Raw genomic sequence first — 20843 nt, 5'->3', positions numbered from 1 at the left:
GTTTTTCTTACAGAAGATTTTTGTATCATTCCCGCCTCATTCATTATGTGTGGGAAACAGCATTAGCTTTTATATTTTGCTTTATATTCTACTGGCGTTACACCTTCCATGACTTTAAACACTTTAAAAAAATACGTATAATTATTGAAACCTACCTGTTTGACAATTTCCTTAAGTTTCGTATCCGTATGCTCCATTAAGTGCTTAGCCTGTCGAACCCGAATCTTATTTAAATATTCGGCAAACCCAATGCCACAATCTTCTTTGAATATACGGCTGAGATAAGAGCTATTGCCGCCAACATAATCTGCCGTCTGATGCAGTGAAATATCTTTGGTATAGTTTTGCCGGATATACTCCATCACCTTTTTTGTTAATTCACTATAATTGCTTTTTATATCTACATCCAAAAGCAAAATAATCAAACGATGATACACTTCCAAGATCCAATTTTTTACATCAACGATTGTCTCATGTTTTTTCATTTCATCATATGGTATGTCTTTATTCGTATACAAAACAGTAACATCAATGGAAGCTGCTCTGGCAAGGCGGTTTGCAATACCAATCAGCTCTGCACAAATCATCTGAACTGACTTATAACTCACTTTAAGAACAATCATTTTGTCAAAAAGCAGATCAAGCTGTTGTCTGACTTTTTCATAATCGCCAATACGTAAAAACAGCATGATTTTCTTTTCATCTTTTACATCCAGATTAAAAAAATCAACGGTATTTTCCACAGGCTCAGCATCGCGAAAAACCTGATCTTTTCCCACAATCATTTTCCTGTTTAATAAGTCAGAGGCTTCCTGATACATTTGCCGTGCATGCTCAATATGATCAAAATTTTTACCAATACTAAAACAAGCTGTAATATTCAAGTACCTTTTAATACTGACGCTGATCCGATTGACTGTCGTATTAATTTGATTCCCGATACTGCGTTGACTGCGAATTGTCCCAAATGAAAATAAAATTACAAATTTTCCCATCTCAAGATAAGTCAACACACCATTGTTCATATCCCGTAAAATATCTTCTGTAAGATTCATCACGGAAGCCACCAGTCGAATTTCTTCTGCCTTTGTCAAACGACCCTTAATTAACTGGAAATCATCAATAGAAATCACGACCAGAGAAAAATTATTTACTCCCAGCGGCAATTCTAAGTCTTTGATTTTCCCCTGAATGACCAGGCTATCCTGCTCATCTCCTAAAACCAACGACCTTATAAATTCATGCTGCAAAATCTCTTTGCTTTGTGCGAATTGCCGACGAAGCTTATGTTGTTGACTAATGGTATCTGTAGCTGCTTTTAATACGTTCAGCAATACTGTACGATCCAATTTATGTTTTAACAGGTAATCAACCGCTCCATTTTTCATACTGTCTTTCACATAAGAAAAATCTTCATAACCACTCAAGGCGATACTCTTGATATCTTTGTAATGTTCTTTAATATATTCAATCAAAGCCACACCATCCATAACGGGCATACTCATATCCGTAATAACTATATCTGGCAGACATTCCTTGATCGTTTCAATTGCATTTTGTCCATTCGTAGCCTCGCCACAAATTTCAAATCCATATTTTTCCCATTCAATGATAGTACGTAAATTTGTTCGCGTTGTAAAATCATCATCAACAATCAATACCCGAAACATGGTGCTCACCTCCTTGCTGCATTGCAGGTAAGATGATTTCTACCGTCGTATAAAAATTGAGCTCACTCTCAATTGATACGCCATAGGAATTTCCAAAATACATTTTTATTCTTTCATTTACATTTGCAATACCAATACCAGTTAGCCCTGAACTACTCGCTGTTTGCCTGTTCAACAAAACTGCTAAAATTTTTTTAGACATGCCAACACCATTATCCGTAATAACAAATTTAACCGTCTTATCTTCCAAATACCCTTTAAGGACAATAGTACCCTGTCCATCCATTGGTTCAATGCCATGAATCAGCGCATTTTCAATGATTGGCTGCAATAACATTTTTGGGATTCGATACTGTAAAAGTTCTGGTTCAATATTATAAATAATATTGAATTTATTTAGATAACGATATTCTTGAATATTTAAGTAATTTTTAATATATTCAATTTCTTCGCCAATACCAATAAGTTCATCGCCGCTTCCAACCATAGTATGAAAAATATTAATCAAGGAGGTTGTAATATTTTCAATATTATAAGCATTTTGTGCTTTTGCTAAAAACCTTACAGTATTTAAGGTATTGGATAAAAAATGAGGATTAATCTGTGACTGCAACGCTTTAAGTTCCGCCCGTCTTTTTTGCTTTTCTTTATATTTTATATTTTCTAGCAACTTGTTGATTTGCCGCAGCATCGCATTAAACCGCTGCGTCACTTCACCAATTTCATCATTATACTCATCTTTTATACTAACCGATAAATCCCCCTGACGGGCCTGATTCATTGCTGTACGCAAACGCTGCAACGGCGCCAAAATCGTAGCAGCAAAAAAATAAGCTAAAAAGACCGCTGCAAGAAAACAGCCAATCGCAATAACAAGTGTTTTTTCATAAATTTCCTGGCTGTTTGAATTTAGATAACTAAACGGGATCACACCGACAACAAACCAGTCCGCACCTTGAATAGGGGCAAAGGCAATCAGATTTTTATTCTCTTCAATGGAATAATTAAAGACACGTTTGCCCGCTTGTGCTTGTTGCTTAAGCTCAGCAATCAGTTCCATGTCCTGATAATGACTGCTGATACGCATTTGCGGATCACCACTGGATATAATCGTCCCTTTTGTATCTACGACAAAAATTTTAGAACCGACTCCAATATCAATGTCTTTATAAATATCAGATAAATATTCTTCACTGCTCCGAATAATCAAAAAACCAATTGCCTCTCCTGTATCGATTGATTTTATGGCTCGTCCCAGTAAAATACCATCACTGCGCCGCAATTGTTCAGCACTCGTGGCATATTTGACCAGATAAAACTCATTATCCGAATTCACAGCATCCCAGACGACACCACCATCCTTGTCTTGCAGCTGCAGCAGAAAATCTTTTGTATAATCTGCCGTTAAATTCAATTTCATGCCCGGATCACCATAGGCATTTATTTTTTTTCCTTGCCTGGTATAGATCAGGACATCCGAGACATTACGCAATGAATAAAATTTTTTCGTATATTCTTCACGCATACCAAGCTGGGCATGCTCAACTTCCCATTCGCTCATTGCATCATATTTTAACAAAGTGTTTTGAACTACATCCGAAAATTCAATTTCGATACTGTCATTTTCGAGTCTGTCGAGATCCCGTTTAATATTTTGGGCGATCTGACTCATAACCTGAACGGAATATGTACTGATTTTTTCTTGAAGCGAATAATTGAATTGCTGATAAAAAACAAACACCGTCACCAGTAAAGGAATCAGTGAAAGGACCATAAAGAGAAAAACCAGCCTCGTTCTGATTTTAAGATTTCTAAACAACATAATAAGTTTTGCCACAAAATAATTTTGGACCAATCGTTTACTAAAGCTATTCTTTAAATATCGCATAACGATGCTCCTGTCTGCTCTGCTGTATTTTAGAAAAAAAATCCGTCCGATTTTTTATTTAACACATATCCATATTTCTCCAAAATCAGTATACCATAAAGCAGACAGCGAAGCGTCGATAAGTATGAGTCGATTTTTACACCTGTTTATTTTTTTATTTTATGACAAAAAAGCGAAAAACATGCCAGGAAAGTTTCGGTAAAACGATTTGAAATACGGTAGTACCAACTACAGGAATTTCATTTTTTGGCACAACTGCTAGCGGATGTTCAAATGTATTTTTGGCAAATAAATCAGGACCTGCCAATATACTATGTTCCACCATCTCAACTTTTCCAAAAGAACGCAAGTCTATGGTAAATTCTGTGTCTTCTGTCATTTCACAATTTAGAACAAAAACACTTATACTGCCATCTTCGTCATTGTACGAAGCAGCGGTCTGCATAGCAGGTACCATACCCCGATCTGGTGTATTTATACAATCTGCTTTCGTAAGTGTCTTCAAAGATTTGCCTCGCCCATAAGTGGACACTTGCTGAAATGGATAGTAGATAGCTTGTTTTAAGACGCGTCCACCTTTTTCTGTAAAAATAGGTGCTATTACATTGACAAGCTGCGCCAAGCAAGCCATCTTTACACGATCGGCATTATTAAGCAATGTACATAACATACCGCCAAAAACTAGCGCATCCAATAAAGAATATTGATCTTCTAAGATCGGTGGTGCTTCCATCCAGGGAAAACGGACTTGTTTTTGAATATACCAAACATTCCATTCGTCGAAAGAAATCTTCATCGTTTTCTTACTTCTGGTTTTGGCTTTTGCATAATCTGCGGTGGCGGCAACTGTTTTGATAAACTCATCCATATCAATATATGACGTCAGAAAGTTTTCCACACTGTCTTCATTTTCATAATATCTATGCATTGAAATATAATCTACCTGTTCGTAAGTATGTTCCAAGACAATACGATCCCATTCGGGATACGAATCTAAAAGCGGACTCGAGCTTCCACAACAAACCAGTTCTACCGATGGATCAATCCACTTCATAATTTTAGCGGCTTCACGAGCTTTTTCACCATAAGCCGCCGCCGAAAGAGCGCCCGTCTGCCAAGGTCCATCCATCTCATTACCCAGGCACCATGTTTTTATAGCATGTGGCTCTTTATGTCCATTTTTTCGACGTAAATCACTCCAATATGTTCCGGCAGGATGATTGCAGTATTCCATCATATATCCGGCATCCTGTGGCGTCCCTGTACCTAAATTGACCGCCGCCATAACTTGGGTATTCGCTTTTTTACACCAATCAACAAATTCATCAATACCGATGTGATTTGGCTCAACAGAGAGCCACGCGTAATCCAGACGTTTGGGTCTTGCATCTATCGGGCCAATACCATCGGTCCAACGATAACCAGATACGAAGTTTCCACCCGGATAGCGGACAATTGGTACGGAAAGTTCCCGAACCAGCTCCAAAACATCCTGTCTAAACCCCTGCTCATCGGCACGAGAATGGGTAGGTTCATAAATACCAGAATAGACCGCTCGTCCTAAATGTTCAATAAAAGATCCATATAATTTCGGGTCAATATCTGCGATAGTATATGCTTTATCAATTTGACACGCTGCGTGTTTCATTACCAAACCCTCCAATAGTTATAATTAACCTTTCACTCCACCAACTGTAAGTCCTGAAATAAATGCTTTTTGATTTAAAATAAACAAGATAATAATTGGTATAACTGACATCACTGCACCAGGAAACAAAATATCATAATTGTTGCCATAAGGAGTAATCAAAGATTGCAATCCAATCGGCAAAGTCAGCATATCGTTCGAACGCAGTACAATCAGCGGCCAAACAAAATTATTCCAGCTAAACATGGCCTGCAAAATCCCCATAGCACCAAAAGCCGGTTTCATGAGTGGTAGCATGATCTTGAAAAAAATTTTGAATTCACCGCAGCCATCAATTCGCCCTGCGTCCAAAAGTTCACGTGGCAGGGATTGGGCATACTGCCGAAAAAAGAAAATGGACATCGGTGCCACAACAAAGGGCAGAATGACACCCAGATAGCTATCAATCAAACCGGTACTAATCGATAATTCATATAGTGGTAATATCAATATCTCCACTGGAATCATCATAACGACTAAGACAATAATAAAAACTGCATTTTTCCCCTTGAAATTATACATCGCCAAACCATAACCAACCATAGATGTCAATAACAGCGATAACAATGTATGAACCACGGTTATAACTACACTGTTAAAATACCAGGAAAGATAAATTCCTTCCTTGCCATCCAGTAAAAGCACATAATTATCAAAGTTCAATGCTGAAAAATCGATATTGAGGGAAATTCCCTGGCGTATCATTTCCACACCAGGTCGTAAGGATGAAATAACCAAGAAGAAAAAAGGAGCTAAACAAAATACTGCAAAAATCAATAAAATGACAAATACCAATGCATTGGTTATCTTTGGTCCCATATCAGTCAACCTCCTTTTTAAAGAAACCATTCAACCATAATTGAATAATGTTTAAGACCATTACGAGGACAAACAAACCAACACCAATCGCTGATCCTAATCCCAAATTATTGTTATTAAACCCTTCTTGATACAAATATGTGACAATCGTTGTACCAATTTCACCGGGAGAACGCGCGCTGCTAAATAAGGCAAAGGATTCAGCAAACATAGAATATCCACCATACACACTGATCGTCAGCACATATACAATCACTGGTTTCAACCCAGGAATCGTTATGTGTAAAAACTTTTCCCAAGCATTGGCCCCGTCAATCGAGGCTGCTTCATATAATTCATCAGGAATGCTTTGCAGTCCTGATAAAAAGTAGATCACATTGACACCAAGCCAGCGCCATGTACATAACAAAACCATAACAAACATCGCTGTATTGGGATTTTGGAGCCATACTGTAGAACTTATGCCAAATACATTAAGCATTGAATTGATCAACGTTGTATCCTGTTCACCAAAAGCCAGACGGAAAAAAAGTCCGGCTACAATAACCGATGTCAGTGCTGGCATAAAAAAAGCAGAGCGAAAAAAGTTACGGCCCGGCAGTGTTTTTTTATTTAAGCATACCGCAAACAACAAAGGCAGTGGAATCAAAACAAGTAAGGTCCAAAACGTATATTTTGTTGTAATCCAGATCGCATTAAAAAAATGCGGATTCAATAAATTCATATAGTTCTGCCAACCAATAAAAGTCACATCACCCGGTCCATCAATTCTCTCAAAACTCATAATAACGGTAGAAATAATCGGGTATAGGAAAAAAATCAAAAAAGAAATAACAAAGGGTAACACAAACAGATATGGAGCCGCCGTCTGTGAAAAAAATAAATCGCCCCACTGTTTTTTCTTCTGTTTTTCGGTACAAATTGTTCTTGCTATAGGTTCTGGCACGTAAAAAAACCTCCTCGCCCACTGGGGAAATTTTGAATAAAATGATACGACCCAGCCTGCCACAGCCGAGTCCTACCAGGCCCATTCATACAAAACCACCATTTTCTTTATTGTGCTTTAAGATCTTCTCCCGCTGCTTTTAAAGCTTCTTCTGGTGATTGGCTTTGTTCCTTAAGCACTCTAAAACAAACATTCTTTTGCAATAAAGAAATAGCCGCTGGATATTTCGCCCCAACATTTAATTGTCCAATATCAGCTACAACCGATTGCAATGTACTAAATATATCTGTACCAAAATAATCGGTATATTTATTTGGTGCTGACATGGCTGGATCAGACCAGGCATCTTTTCTGATTGGATCAAACCCTAATAAAGTCCATGTTTTGATACTGCCTTCTTTTGATAATTTTGCTTCCGCTAAAAATTGTTTAACTAATTCTGCATGTTTACTCTGCGTTGTAATAACAGTTGCGGTTCCCCCCATCCCCACTGATCTTTTACCACCAGCAAATACTGGCATCGGACGGATGACAATTTTACCTTTTAATTCCGGCATATATTGGACAAATCGCCCCATATACCACATTGGCATCCAAACCGAAGCCGCATTGCCTTTATTCATCCAAGCCCAGTATTCTTCGGAATGATGATACCCTCCTGGTGCCGGTACCGCAATTTTATCTTTATATAACATATCTTTCAACATTTGTAGTGTTTTGATATTAGTCGCATTGTCAAAACTTGAATTCCCGTCTTTATCTAAAACATCAGACCCTTGCATATTCATCAGTGGATAGACCGACCAGTGTTCTGTCGTTTCAATTGTTGTCATTGGTTTACCAGTTTTAGCAACGACTTGTTTACCGGCGGCAATATAATCATCCCAAGTAACAATTTTATTGATATCCACGCCAGCCTGATCTAATATTTCTTTATTGTAATACATGACTTCAGCGCCAACATGATAATCCACACCATAATATTTACCATCTTTCGCGTAATTGTCCATTCTCCCCATAATCAAATTATCTTTGACTGGATCAACAATATCATTCAGTTCTACCAGGCCTGGTTTACTGCCCTTAATATAATTTGCAAATTTCCCTATTTCAATATCTGCCAAATCAGGTGCTCCAGTACCAGACTGCAAAGCAATTAATAATTTATTATGCTGTTCATCATACGGATATACGTCCGTTTTTAAAATTATTTTTTTATCGGGATGCTTTTCATTCCAGGTACTAACTGCATCATCCATAAACCCCTTGTGTAATTCTTGAAATGTCCAAAAATTAAGTACGGTTGCATCACCATCACCTGACGATTGTGCTGATTCTTTTTTTTGGCCACACCCTGCGGCAGCTACCGCTAACAAAACGACCATTGAAAGTACATAAACCCAACTTTTTTTCATGAATACGTCTCCTCTCGTTTTTTAAAATTGATTACCATTTTTCGATACCCATTATGTAACATTTCCTCATAATATATAGTGTAACAAAATTCCACAATTTTTAAGCTCAATATTTTTTACATTTTATTTAAATTTTCTGTTTTTTCTGTAGATTCTGTCACTTGTTGTCAATTCAAAAAATCCAACAAAAATACAGGAAGCAACGACTCCATGGATACATTCAAATCCAGCCCGTTACTCCCTGTATTTTTGTCGTTTTCTGTACAAAATCTATTTTCAAGCCCGAAGTACCCGCCCCGGTTTTTTACCAGTAAATGCCCCCTGGACAACAACTGGCACACCATTCACTAAGACATATTCTATACCTTCCGGCTTATTATCAGGGAAACCTTGATCTGGGAAAACCGCTGTGTCTTTAATCGTACTTAAATTGAAAATCGTCAGATCCGCATCCATACCAACTTCAATCTGCCCTTTTTTTGCCAAATGAAACGTTTGCGCTGGCAGCAGCGTTGCTTTATAGATGGCTGCTTCCAATGTCAAATCATGCCGTTCCTGTACCATTTCTTTAATATACTTAGGAAAAGACCCGGCAATTTGCGGATGACCTTCACCTGGCAGATATTGCCCTATATCGGTGGATGGCATCGCATAATCTGGTTTTAAAGCAGCATAAATTTGTGATGCATCATTTGGCACGCAACAAATAACGGAATCATTGGGATAATTTTTGCGCATAAGTCGATACAACTCCAGATTCAGCCGCTGCCCTTTATAGGGACCGCTGGCTGCAATCATATCTGAAAAACGTATTTCATTATCATTAATTGTCTGTTCATCAAACGTAGCTGTCCCAATAAATGTAAGCCAATCCATATACATTCCGCTGTCAATCTTAATATCGAGTCCATCGTGTATTGCTTTTTCAATAATCTCTAAAGCATCGCCCATAATACCTGAACCATACTGGTAAACAAAATGAGAAAACAATAATTTAACGCCCGTTCGTTTAGCAATCGATAACACTTCAAATAAAGAATATAAATCATTTTGCGTAAACAAACGCGTGTGAATCGGCATAACACGATCAAAATCGGCACAAATACTGGCGAGGGCTGTAATTTCATCATAAGATGCTCCCGGTGAATAATCGAGCCCAAACGAAATACCACACGCTCCAGCATCCAATGCCGCACGCGCCATATACTTCATCTTCTCGAACTCACACGGCAAAGCCCTCCGATAGGGATTAGCAATTCCTGCCGCTTGACGCAAAGAAAAAGAATGGCCAACTAACTCACCTTGATTGATATAAAAGCCATCTCTTTCCTGGCAATTAAAAAAATCATCAAAATCAAGCGGACTTAGACCACAATTACCACCAATGCTTGTTGTAATCCCTTGGCAGGCAGATAATTCACCACTATAAAGGTATCCATCAACATGTCCATGCACATCAATAAATCCCGGACTTACAATCAAGCCTTGTGCATCAATTACGACAGAAGCAGTCAAATCATCCCCTGTAACACAGACAATTTCACCAGCTTTAATTCCAATATTCGTTATTCGTTTTGTCTGTCTCTTTGTGTTAATAACTAAACCTTTGCAGATTGCAACATCAAGCATTTCCTCACCTGATCTCCCCTACATCAATATAAAATCCTTTTAAATATTACCAGAGTAATCCCCACCGATTACACCGCTTTTTTGATCAAGTGACTGCTGTTTCCAAAGCCTCAGCCAACGAAAAAGTTCATTGCGCCCGAGTGGCTGCGGCATAATTATTTGCTTTGTAACTGTAATCTTTTCCACCAGGTCGGTAAAAAACAAAGCCGCCTTACTGTCTGGCTGCGAAACAAAGATTGTCTCCCCCGCCAATTCGCTATGCTCAAGTCGCTGATAATAATCTAAATAATCTAAGATAGTCAACTGTGTCGTCACTGCATATGCATCTAACTGTGATCTGGTTGGATAACGATCCGCATAATTCACCAGCATTTGAATGGAAATAGGCTCATTGCGTCTTGCTTTTACAATTCCAGCAATAATACTATTGGCTGTAACAAACGATGTGACCGAACCATCGGTGACTACAATACAAGTATCCATGATTCCATCACGCATTGGCAGAATATAGCCGGTACACGGAATATCCCCCGCAATATCATAAATGATGTAATCTAAATCTAAAGCATCCGTAATCCCCTGCATCTCCATCATTTCATCAATAATCTGAATGCCTCGCGCCATACAACCTACCCCTGGTTCTAAACTACCAAGTTCTAAACAATAAACTCCCGAAGCAGTTTTTATAATATAATCAGCCAGTTGAATCACATAATTTTTCCTGTATTCTTCCAGTGCTGGCACCGCATCTGTAAAACCACGGAGTAAAATCGTTGAGCTTAAACTACTATCATTACCAATTTGCAATACATGGTATCCAGCCCGTACCAATGCTTCACTCAAATTTGACGCAATGATCGATTTGCCTACACCGCCTTTTCCTAAAAAGCAAATTTTCTTCGCTTCTTTCATAAAGCCTGCCACCTTTGCTATGATCTTTTCTTTACTATAACATTCTATTATAGCACCGTCAATAAAACATATATGTTTTATATGTAATATATGTTTTGTCGTTTTTCTTTATTAAAAACAAAAAGCTGCTAGCAGAAACCATCTCGACTACAAAAGATAGTTTGCTGCCAGCAGCTTCATTATCTATTTATTTTTGTCCATAATATGAATTTGCACCATGTTTACGCAGATAATGTTTATCGAGCAGTGTTTGCTGCATCGGCAATAAAGAAGGATTAAGCGTCATCGCCTGATACGCCATAAATGCAACTTCTTCCAAAACAACTGCTTTTTTTACAGCAGCAATTGGATCAGGGCCCCAAGCAAACGGTCCATGTGAATAAACAATTACGCCTGGTACTTCTTCCATCATGCGCTGCCCCATAGTCTCTATGATTACCTTTCCGGTCTCTTTTTCATAATCTCCCTGAATTTCTTCATTTGTCATTGCTCTCGTACAAGGAATTGCACCATAAAAATCATCCGCATGCGTTGTCCCCAATGCGGGAATACTCATCCTTGCCTGTGCCCAGGATGTTGCATAACGTGAATGGGTATGGACTATGCCGCCAATGCTTGCACAAGCTTTATACAGCTCAATATGAGTTGCTGTATCCGATGATGGATTGAGTTCACCTTCGATAATATTTCCCTCCAGATCAACAACGACCATATCTTCAGCTTTCATTTTATTATATTCAACCCCGGATGGCTTAATAACAATCAATTTGCGTGTTTCATCAATGGCTGAAACGTTACCCCAGGTAAAGGTCACCATTTTATATTCCGGCAGCATCATATTTGCTTCATAGACTTTTTGTTTAAGTTCTTCCAGCATCCAGCTTCACCCTACTCTCTTATTTCAATTTCCAAACAAGATCTGCCATGAGTAAATCCTGTTTGAATTGATTGATCTCTGTTTTTTCGCCAATATGCACAAATTCAATATCCATGATTTCGGCCCAATCTCGCAGCTGTTCTGCTGTTACACTGTAGCTAATTACACTGTGATGAGCACCGCCCGCTAAAATCCAGCTTTCGGCAGACGTTTCAAGATTAGGAAGTGGTTTCCACATAACTCTGGCCACTGGCAGATTCGGCATCGACAGGATTGGCTTTACTGCCAGAACATCATTCACAATCAGACGCATCCTGCCGCCCATATCAATCAAGGTAGCCGTAATAGCCGGACCTGCTTTACCTTCAAAAACAAGTCGTGCCGGAGCATCTTTTCCGCCGATACCTAAATCATGCACTTCAATCCTTGGTTTATCCGCAGCCACACTTGGACAAACTTCAAGCATATGTGCCCCTAAAATAAGGCTTTCACCATGATCTGCATAATGATACGTATAATCTTCCATTAGAGCCGTACCCTTATCATCATCTTGCGCCATAATTTTCATAACACTTGCCAAAGCAGCAATTTTCCAGTCACCTTCCGGCCCAAATCCATATCCGGCAGCCGTCAGATCTTGTGTAGCAAGTCCCGGCAGCTGATCCATTCCAAACAAGTCTTCAAAATTATTGACAAAAGCATCAAAACCACCTGCTTCAAGGAATGTTTTCATCCCAATTTCCATTTTGGCCTGATACCGCACCGATGCAAGATTATCTGTATGCATCGTATATTTCTGACCGTATTCCTTCATGAGGACATCAATTTGACTTTCCGTTACTTTATTAATATATTGCACCAAATCCCCTACAGGATAGGTATTAACAGCCCAGCCAAGCTTGATCTGTGCTTCTACTTTATCTCCTTCTGTCACTGCAACATCACGCATATTATCAGAGAAACGTGCCACCTTCAGTTCACGGCTGCCCATGACGCCTATAGCAGTACGCATCCATCTACCGATTTTTTCCTGAACGATTTCATCTTCCCAATAGCCCACGACAACTTTACGTGCCAATCGCATACGCGTACCGATAAAACCGTGTTCTCTATCGCCATGCGCGGACTGATTTAAATTCATAAAATCCATATCAATCCCTTCATTGGGGATTTCTCGATTAAATTGCGTATGCAAATGCAGATATGGTTTTTGCAGTTTTCCTAAACCGCGTATCCACATTTTAGATGGCGAAAACGTATGCATCCAAGTGATAATACCCGCACAATTTTTATCATGATTCGCATCTTCAATCACCTGTTCAATTGCATCTGAAGTTGTCGCTACCAGCTTGAACGAAATGCGCGCCGGTATTTTTGCTGATTCATTTAACTTTGCCACAATCGTTTCCGAATGGCTGCCTACCAAACGTAAAGTTTCTTCACCATACAAGTGTTGACTACCGGTAATAAACCAAAATTCTGCTTTTTTTAAACATTTCATAAAAATCTGCCTCCTATTATTATGATACTAAAATTCAAAGTATCATTTTTATTGTAAAAACATCACTTAGCTGTTAAAAATTTCAGTTATTTTTGGCTTTTATTACATCTTTTTTTATTTTTTTAAGACGTTTCATCGCATTATTATCACCACGGCCAAAATAATCATGCAAGATATCATATTCTGCATACAGTTTATCATACACGGCCACATTGACCGGATTTGGGATGTAAACATCATCACGAAGTTTCCCCATGTCACGTGTTGCCTGAAATATATCGTCATACCCGCCACGTGTTTTGCCTGCAGCTACCGCACCAAAAATTGCCGACCCTAATGCCGGGCCCTGTTTTGAACCGGCAATTCTAACTGGCAAATTAATTACATCTGCATAAATCTGCATTGCCATAGCATTTTTTTGTGAAATGCCACCTGATGCATAAAACTCTTGAATTGGGACACCACTCTTAATAAAGGTTTCGATAATTTTCCGGGTGCCATAAGCCGTTGCTTCAATCAAAGCACGATACATTTCTTCTGGTTTTGTCTGTAAGGTCATTCCAAGCATAAGTCCGGTCAGATCGACATCAACTAAAACAGAACGATTACCATTCCACCAATCAAGTGCCACAAGTCCCGACTCACCAGCATCCAGCATGGCTGCTTTGTCCGTCAAATATTCATGGATATTCTTATGTTCTTTTTTAGCGGCTGCTTCATATTCACTAGAAACGCAATTTTTAACAAACCAGTCGAAATGATCCCCCACACAAGATTGTCCTGCTTCATAGCCAAAAAATCCCGGTAATATTCCATCTTCGACAACACCGCACATCCCGGGAACGATTTTTTCTTCATCTCCCAAAAGCACGTGGCAGGTAGAAGTTCCCATAATACCAAGTATCTTTCCTGTTCCTTCGATCTTGACTGCCGGAATTGTTACATGGGCATCGACATTGCCAATAGCTACCGCCGTTCCGGGATTGAGTCCCGTAAGTTTAGCCATCTCCGCTGTGATTTCCCCAGCTTTTTCACCAAGTGCTGTAACTGGACAACTTAGTTTGGTGGTAGTTATATCTTCTAAACGCGGATCAAGAGCTTTAAAAAAAGCCGAAGATGGATAACCATCTTTTTTGTTCCACATCGCTTTATATCCCGCTGTACAGGAATTACGAGACTGTACTCCCGTCATCTGCCAAATAATCCAATCAGCAGCTTCAACAAAATAATCCATCGCCGCATAAATTTCCGGAGCTTCATCAAGAATTTGCCAAATTTTCGGTATTGCCCATTCCGATGAAATTTTTCCACCATATCTGTGCAGCCATGACTGGCCCATCTTGGCTGCAATCTCGTTGAGTTGATTCGCTTTATCCTGCGCTGCATGATGTTTCCATAGTTTCACATAAGCATGCGGCTGACTGCGATATTCCGCGAGAAAACAAAGTGGTGTTCCATCCGCTTTGACAGGTAAAACTGTACAAGCCGTGAAGTCAGTACCGATTCCAATAATATCATCTGGGGAAACACCTGTTTTTTTGATCAATTCCGGAATTGTATGCGATAATACATCAATATAATCTTGCGGATCCTGTAATGCCCAATCCACACCAAGTTTTGTTCCATCCGGCAGCTGCTTGTCCATCACTGCATGGGGATAGTCAAAAATACAACTATCTAATTCTTTACCTGTACCTATTTCCACTAAAACCGACCTGCCAGAAAGTGACCCAAAGTCCACACCGATTGAATATTTTGGCATGTATACCCCTCCTAAAAATTTATGACTCAACTTATTTTCTAAAAAATATGCCCAAATCGAATGATCCAGTCACTATATTATTGAATATTCTTATTTTTAAGACTATTCAATAATATAGTGACTCTTCGCAATAACGAGACTTTTTCACTCCCCATTTCTACTTCAGTTTATCAAAACTGTATGTTGAAATTTCATAAATCATACAACTAAGCTTATTTATCATACAAGTTCTATTGTTAGTATACTATTTAAAATAAAATTTTTCAATATTATTTTACTAAAATTTTAGAATTATCAATTTATTTAAAATGCTTTTCTGTTGCTCTGTCATAAATAAAAAACAAAGAGACTCCGTACGCAATTATTGCTCACGGACGGAATCTCTTTCAATGAGTTCTGGTTTAAACTTTACAGTCATTTCACATTGTTCTTTATGGATAATTTTCATAAGATTTTCAGCAGCCACACGGCCTAATTCTTCTTTTGGATGCGTAAAGGTAGTCAGTCCAACAGGTCCCAATGTTGCCAAATTGGAGTTATCAAATGAAATAACCGATAGATCTTCTGGTACTGATTTGTTGTTTCGTGCTAACAAATCCATCACCCGTAAGGCAATTTGATCATTATAGCAAATCACAGCACTGCAGCCATCGAGACGTTTCAAAATGCGCTGCTCAAAATTTTCAACTACGTCACTATCTAAATCTTCCGTCGTAAACCAGACGATACTGTCTTCTTGCAGCAAAACCTTATTTTTTTTCAATTCACCCGCACATCCGGCATAACGAAGATGCCCCTGGATATCATCCGCTTTAAATATGCCCGCTACACGTGTATGATTTTTCTCCATCAAGTAATCTACCGCCGCTTTCCCGCAGGCATAATCATCCATAGCCACATAAGGAAAGCTCAGTCCCTGATAACAAGCATGGATAAATACACAGGGAATGCTCTGACGTTTAATCTGCTTATAAAGTTCTGCATTCAAGTTTGGCAGACCACTTTTTGTCGGTTCGACAATGAGTCCATCAACGCCTTTTTCGAGCATAGCTTCCAGAATTTTCATTTCGTTCTCTACTTTATTATATGTAATAGCCAATTGCATTGAGTAATTATTATTTGTAAGAACCTGATCGATACCTCGTATAACACGCGGAAATAGATAATCATCCAGATATGTTGTAATAACACCAATATTCATTGTAACAGCTCGCTGCACAATTCGAGTTGATGCCACATACGTTCCACTACCGCGTCGTCTTTCCAAAATACCATCATTTTCTAAAATACTCGTTGCTTGTCGCACAGTCTGACGACTCAAAGAAAAAGCTATACTGAGTTCATTTTCCGATTGAAGTCGATCCCCTACGGTGAGAGCTTCTTCGGCAATCTGCTGTTTGATCCAATTAACAATTTTCAAATATTTCGGCTCACTTTTTTGCACTGCCATACAAATCACTCCATTAATTTCCCAACTATTTTGTCTTTTTATAAAATCACAAAATTTTATGCTAAAGTTGTTCTTATGTTCAACTTTAGCATAGGCAAGACTTCATTGCAATATAAATCATACAAATAAGATTAATTTGTATGATTTGTCTCGATTTTAAAAACAATATCCTTTGATAGTTGTATTTTTTACTAAAAGACTTTGCTGCAGGCTGCAAAAAAGACCGGTCCTTAATATTATCTATTCTTTGCTAAACAGATATATATTAAGGAACGGTCTTTTTTTAAGCACAACTATCAAATACTCTGTACGATTAGTCCGTAAACAAAGCAGTTGATAAATACCGTTCACCTGTATCTGGCAAAAGTGCCACAATCGTTTTTCCTTCATTTTCCGGGCGTTTAGCAAGTTCTACAGCTGCGGCAAAAGCTGCACCGCAGGAAATACCAACGAGTACACCTTCTGAATGACAGAAATCACGAGCAAATTTAAATGCCACTTCATTATCAATGGTTATGATTTCATCATAAATTTTAGTATTTAATGTATCCGGTACAAAACCTGCACCAATTCCCTGTATTTTATGTGGACCGGCAACGCCTTTTGACAATACCGGTGATGTTGTAGGTTCAACTGCCACAATTTTGATAGCCGGGTTTTGCGATTTCAAATATTCCCCAACACCAGTCAAGGTTCCACCAGTACCAACACCAGCAACAAAAATATCTACTTTTCCATCTGTATCCTGCCAAATTTCAGGACCTGTAGTTGCTTTATGAGCAGCTGGATTTGCCTGATTTGTGAACTGGGATGGAATATAGGAATGTGGTGTTTCTTTTGCCAGCTCTTCCGCTTTTGCAATTGCACCTTTCATACCTTTTGCACCATCCGTCAATACAATCTGAGCACCATATGCCTTAAGAAGATTTCTTCTTTCAATACTCATTGTTTCCGGCATTGTAAGAATCGCTTTATAACCGCGAGCTGCTGCTACACTTGCCAGGCCAATACCTGTGTTACCACTTGTTGGTTCAATAATGATGGAATCTTTATTGATGAGACCTTTTTCTTCTGCTTCATCAAGCATTGCCTTTGCGATACGATCTTTTACACTGCCTGCCGGATTAAAATATTCCAATTTAGCCAGGATTGTTGCTTTAAGATCATGTTTTTCACTATAATTTTTTACTCTTAATAAGGGCGTACCTCCGATAAGATCTGTAATGCTTTCATAAATTTTTGCCATGTTGAATCCCTCCGCATATTATTTTTTATCTTGACTACTAAACTCGAAACGCAAATGTTTTGTTCGAATTATTTTGTAAAACATATATGATTAATATGTTTGTATTGTATACCCCTTTACGAATCCTGTCAATACTTTTTCGGAAAAATGTCAATAACATACTCCTCAACTATGTTATTGACATTTTACTTCAATTTATATTATAATGAAAAACATATAGTATTAGTATGAAATGGGTGGTTATTCATGAAAATTTCTGCAAAAGGGCGCTATGGTCTTGCAGCCATGTCACATATGGCACAAAACTATCAAACGGGCAGCCCGATTACCATTATTAGCATTGCTGAAAAGCTGGGTATTTCTAAGATTTATCTTGAACAAGTTTTTTCACTGCTCAAAAGATCCGGTCTGGTCAATTCGATAAAAGGAGCCCAAGGCGGCTATCAATTAGCTTTAGCTCCAAACAAAATCACTGTATATGCGATATTGGCCGCCATTGAAATTGCATTAGTTGAAACAACCGAAAGCACGGTCAAAGAGCAAGCACCTTCGCTCGATGCAGCCCTTCGTATCACCGTATTTAATGTGATTGACCGCAATCTTTCTGAAACATTAAAACAAATATCATTAAATGATATTATCAACGAAGCAGAAAAGCAAAAACCAATCGATGATTTTATGTATTTTATTTAAAAAGGACTGAAATAAATGAAAAAAGATACCCTCTGCATTCATGCAGCAGCCATTGAACATAACCCTACCCGAGCAATCAGTATGCCGATTTATCAATCAGCAACGTTTGTTCACCCCGGAGTCGGTCAGACTGCCGGTTATGATTATTCACGCCTGCAAAACCCAACCCGTGAGCACTTAGAAAAAACGGTTGCTCAACTCGAACACGGTTTGGACGCAATGGCGTTTTCCACGGGTATGGCAGCACTTACTATGTTAATGGAACTGTTCACTCCAGGTGATCATATCATCGCCTCGAACGATTTATACGGTGGTTCACACCGCTTGTTCGATCATATCTCCACAAAAAACGGTCTTTCTTTTAGTTCAATTGATACGTCCGATCTAGCTCAGATCGAACAAAATATCAACCCCCGCACAAAAGCAATCTATGTTGAAACACCAACCAATCCGATGATGAATGTTACAGATATCAAAGCTGTTTGCGAAATCGCTAAAACACATAATTTGCTTGTCATCGTCGATAATACCTTCCTTACACCTTATTTTCAGCAGCCACTCAGCCTTGGTGCTGATGTTGTTTTACACAGCGGAACGAAATATTTGGGTGGACACAATGATACCCTGGCTGGTTTTCTCGTCGTGAATGATGCTGAACTATCAGCCAAATTACGATTCATTTATAAGACAGTTGGCTCTTGCTTAGCTCCCTTTGACAGCTGGCTTTTATTGCGGGGCATAAAAACATTAGCAATTCGCATGGAAAAACAACAAGAAAATGCTTTGCAAATTGCAAATTGGTTAAAAAAGCAGCCAAAAATAAAAAAAGTATATTATGTCGGTTTACCAGAACATCCCGCTTATGAAATTTCAACCCAACAAGCTTCGGGCTATGGTAGTATGATCTCATTTACCGTTGATCAAGAAAAAACGGCCTGTCAGCTATTAGAACATATTAGAATCATTCAATTTGCGGAAAGCTTGGGCGGTGTAGAAACACTCATGACCTATCCAATGATGCAAACCCATGCTGACCTGCCGCAAGCAGAACGTGAAGCAAAAGGGATCAATGAATGTCTCTTAAGATTATCAGTTGGTATCGAAAATGCCGCCGATCTCATCGCCGATCTCGAAGCGGCCTTTATTTAATTTTCAGGAGGACTACCTATGAATTATAACTTTGATAAGATTATTGATCGAAAAAATACGAATTCTTTAAAGTATGACTTTGCTGTAGAACGCGGCAAACCTGCAAATATACTGCCGCTTTGGGTAGCCGATATGGATGTTATGACTGCACCTGAAATTATCGCCGCCATAACCGCCGGCTGCCAGCATGGTATTTTTGGGTATTCAGATGTCAAACGTGATTATTTTCTAACAATTGCTAAATGGCTGGATGAATCTTTCAACTGGAAAGTCCAGGAAGACTGGCTTATTAAAGCCCCCGGGGTTGTTTTTTCCATTGCCATGGCCATTCGGGCTTTCACAAACCCCGGTGACAGTATACTCATTCAGAGACCCGTCTATTATCCCTTTTCACTGACAATCGAAGATAATGATCGGCGGCTGGTCAATTCACCGCTCATTTATAAAAATTTTCATTATGAAATGGACTACATGGATTTCGAAGAAAAAATTATTCAAAACAACGTAAAACTCTTTCTTCTCTGCAGTCCACATAATCCCGTTGGCAGAGTCTGGACGAAAGAGGAACTCATTCGCATCGGTGACATCTGCCTAAAACATGATGTCTTAATTTTAGCTGATGAAATACATCATGAATTTGTTTACAGCGGATATAAACACCATGTATTTGCTGATTTAAAACCTGAATACTTAAATCGTACGATCACTTGTACAGCGCCGAGTAAAACATTCAATCTAGCCGGTTTACAAGTCTCACATATTTTTATTGCTGACCAAACTTTAAGAAAAAAATTTCAAAAAGAGATTAATAAAACCGGATATTGTGAGTTAAATTCGTTAGGATTGATTGCAGCAAAAGCAGCTTATGAACATGGTCGGGATTGGCTGAACCAACTGAAAGTATATCTGACAGAAAATCTTCGTCTGAGTCGGGACTTTATCGAAAAAGAACTCCCTGGTGTTAGACTCGTCGAACCAGAAGGAACTTATTTGATCTGGCTTGATTTTTCTGCACTGGGCCTATCGCCGGAAGAGTTAGATCAAAAAATCATCCATCAAGCCGGTTTGTGGCTTGATCGCGGTCCGATGTTCGGTCCTGAAGGCGCAAATTTCCAAAGAATTAATATCGCCTGCCCCCGTGCAACGCTCACGCAGGCTTTGCAAAATCTAAAAAACATACTCGAATGACTTCAAAATTT

General features: G+C 38.8%; 16 protein-coding genes. 3 read left to right on the top strand and 13 right to left on the bottom strand.

Annotation, left to right across the window (positions count from 1 at the left end):
- Positions 1-62: 62 nt before the first annotated feature.
- The 13 genes from BMY14_RS00575 to cysK form a co-directional block, all read right to left on the bottom strand.
- A complete protein-coding gene (locus tag BMY14_RS00575) occupies positions 63-1670 on the bottom strand; it encodes a response regulator transcription factor (RefSeq protein WP_091828350.1) in 1608 nt (535 codons plus the stop codon).
- On the bottom strand, positions 1648-3558 hold the full coding sequence (locus tag BMY14_RS00570) for a sensor histidine kinase (RefSeq protein WP_091828349.1): 1911 nt from the start codon (positions 3556-3558) through the stop codon (positions 1648-1650). Before BMY14_RS00570 ends, BMY14_RS00575 begins: the two co-directional genes overlap by 23 nt.
- A gap of 154 nt (positions 3559-3712) precedes the next feature.
- Positions 3713-5206, bottom strand: a complete 1494-nt coding sequence (arfA, locus tag BMY14_RS00565) for an arabinosylfuranosidase ArfA (protein WP_091828348.1) — start codon at positions 5204-5206, stop codon at positions 3713-3715.
- Positions 5207-5230: 24 nt separating this feature from the next.
- A complete protein-coding gene (locus BMY14_RS00560) occupies positions 5231-6064 on the bottom strand; it encodes a carbohydrate ABC transporter permease (RefSeq protein ID WP_019551823.1) in 834 nt (277 codons plus the stop codon).
- 1 nt (position 6065) lies between these two features.
- On the bottom strand, positions 6066-7010 hold the full coding sequence (locus BMY14_RS00555) for a carbohydrate ABC transporter permease (protein WP_091828347.1): 945 nt from the start codon (positions 7008-7010) through the stop codon (positions 6066-6068).
- Positions 7011-7117: 107 nt separating this feature from the next.
- Positions 7118-8425, bottom strand: coding sequence for an ABC transporter substrate-binding protein (locus tag BMY14_RS00550; protein WP_091828346.1), 1308 nt, complete (start codon positions 8423-8425; stop codon positions 7118-7120).
- Between the two features lie 276 nt (positions 8426-8701).
- Positions 8702-10054 carry an amidohydrolase family protein gene (locus tag BMY14_RS00545; RefSeq protein WP_091828345.1) on the bottom strand — a complete coding sequence of 451 codons (1353 nt, stop codon included), beginning with the start codon at positions 10052-10054 and terminating at the stop codon, positions 8702-8704.
- A 39-nt stretch (positions 10055-10093) separates the two neighbouring features.
- Positions 10094-10966, bottom strand: a complete 873-nt coding sequence (locus BMY14_RS00540; RefSeq protein ID WP_091828344.1) for a nucleotide-binding protein — start codon at positions 10964-10966, stop codon at positions 10094-10096.
- A gap of 187 nt (positions 10967-11153) precedes the next feature.
- Entirely contained in the window at positions 11154-11843 is a 690-nt protein-coding gene (gene araD / locus BMY14_RS00535) for an L-ribulose-5-phosphate 4-epimerase (RefSeq protein WP_091828343.1), read from the bottom strand.
- 19 nt (positions 11844-11862) lie between these two features.
- Positions 11863-13344: an L-arabinose isomerase gene (gene araA / locus BMY14_RS00530; protein ID WP_091828342.1), complete on the bottom strand. Its 1482-nt coding sequence runs from the start codon at positions 13342-13344 to the stop codon at positions 11863-11865.
- An 82-nt stretch (positions 13345-13426) separates the two neighbouring features.
- Entirely contained in the window at positions 13427-15106 is a 1680-nt protein-coding gene (araB, locus tag BMY14_RS00525; protein WP_091828341.1) for a ribulokinase, read from the bottom strand.
- 361 nt (positions 15107-15467) lie between these two features.
- The gene (locus BMY14_RS00520) at positions 15468-16556 is read right to left on the bottom strand and encodes a GntR family transcriptional regulator (RefSeq protein ID WP_091828340.1); all 1089 of its coding nucleotides are present in this window, start codon (positions 16554-16556) and stop codon (positions 15468-15470) included.
- A 313-nt stretch (positions 16557-16869) separates the two neighbouring features.
- Positions 16870-17802: a cysteine synthase A gene (gene cysK / locus BMY14_RS00515; RefSeq protein WP_091828339.1), complete on the bottom strand. Its 933-nt coding sequence runs from the start codon at positions 17800-17802 to the stop codon at positions 16870-16872.
- 246 nt (positions 17803-18048) lie between these two features.
- Here cysK and BMY14_RS00510 point away from each other — a divergent pair, with 246 nt between their 5' ends.
- From BMY14_RS00510 to BMY14_RS00500, 3 genes are read left to right on the top strand one after another with little or no spacing between them, the layout of a single operon-like run.
- A complete protein-coding gene (locus tag BMY14_RS00510) occupies positions 18049-18495 on the top strand; it encodes an RrF2 family transcriptional regulator (protein WP_091828338.1) in 447 nt (148 codons plus the stop codon).
- Positions 18496-18510: 15 nt separating this feature from the next.
- Positions 18511-19644 carry a trans-sulfuration enzyme family protein gene (locus BMY14_RS00505; RefSeq protein WP_091828337.1) on the top strand — a complete coding sequence of 378 codons (1134 nt, stop codon included), beginning with the start codon at positions 18511-18513 and terminating at the stop codon, positions 19642-19644.
- 18 nt (positions 19645-19662) lie between these two features.
- Positions 19663-20832: a MalY/PatB family protein gene (locus BMY14_RS00500; protein WP_091828336.1), complete on the top strand. Its 1170-nt coding sequence runs from the start codon at positions 19663-19665 to the stop codon at positions 20830-20832.
- Positions 20833-20843 lie beyond the last annotated feature (11 nt).

The organism is Propionispira arboris, from assembly GCF_900109225.1.
In the GTDB taxonomy this organism is placed as follows: domain Bacteria; phylum Bacillota; class Negativicutes; order Selenomonadales; family Selenomonadaceae; genus Propionispira; species Propionispira arboris.
Note: the sequence above shows the minus strand (reverse complement) of the source record. Positions and strands in the feature narration are given on the sequence as shown.

Coding starts and splice junctions, on each gene's coding strand:
- BMY14_RS00575 (WP_091828350.1), bottom strand. CDS start 1,670: ATGTTTCGGGTATTGATTGTTGATGATGATTTTACAACGCGAACAAAT.
- BMY14_RS00570 (WP_091828349.1), bottom strand. CDS start 3,558: ATGCGATATTTAAAGAATAGCTTTAGTAAACGATTGGTCCAAAATTAT.
- arfA (WP_091828348.1), bottom strand. CDS start 5,206: ATGAAACACGCAGCGTGTCAAATTGATAAAGCATATACTATCGCAGAT.
- BMY14_RS00560 (WP_019551823.1), bottom strand. CDS start 6,064: ATGGGACCAAAGATAACCAATGCATTGGTATTTGTCATTTTATTGATT.
- BMY14_RS00550 (WP_091828346.1), bottom strand. CDS start 8,425: ATGAAAAAAAGTTGGGTTTATGTACTTTCAATGGTCGTTTTGTTAGCG.
- BMY14_RS00545 (WP_091828345.1), bottom strand. CDS start 10,054: ATGCTTGATGTTGCAATCTGCAAAGGTTTAGTTATTAACACAAAGAGA.
- BMY14_RS00540 (WP_091828344.1), bottom strand. CDS start 10,966: ATGAAAGAAGCGAAGAAAATTTGCTTTTTAGGAAAAGGCGGTGTAGGC.
- araD (WP_091828343.1), bottom strand. CDS start 11,843: ATGCTGGAAGAACTTAAACAAAAAGTCTATGAAGCAAATATGATGCTG.
- araA (WP_091828342.1), bottom strand. CDS start 13,344: ATGAAATGTTTAAAAAAAGCAGAATTTTGGTTTATTACCGGTAGTCAA.
- araB (WP_091828341.1), bottom strand. CDS start 15,106: ATGCCAAAATATTCAATCGGTGTGGACTTTGGGTCACTTTCTGGCAGG.
- BMY14_RS00520 (WP_091828340.1), bottom strand. CDS start 16,556: ATGGCAGTGCAAAAAAGTGAGCCGAAATATTTGAAAATTGTTAATTGG.
- cysK (WP_091828339.1), bottom strand. CDS start 17,802: ATGGCAAAAATTTATGAAAGCATTACAGATCTTATCGGAGGTACGCCC.
- BMY14_RS00510 (WP_091828338.1), top strand. CDS start 18,049: ATGAAAATTTCTGCAAAAGGGCGCTATGGTCTTGCAGCCATGTCACAT.
- BMY14_RS00505 (WP_091828337.1), top strand. CDS start 18,511: ATGAAAAAAGATACCCTCTGCATTCATGCAGCAGCCATTGAACATAAC.
- BMY14_RS00500 (WP_091828336.1), top strand. CDS start 19,663: ATGAATTATAACTTTGATAAGATTATTGATCGAAAAAATACGAATTCT.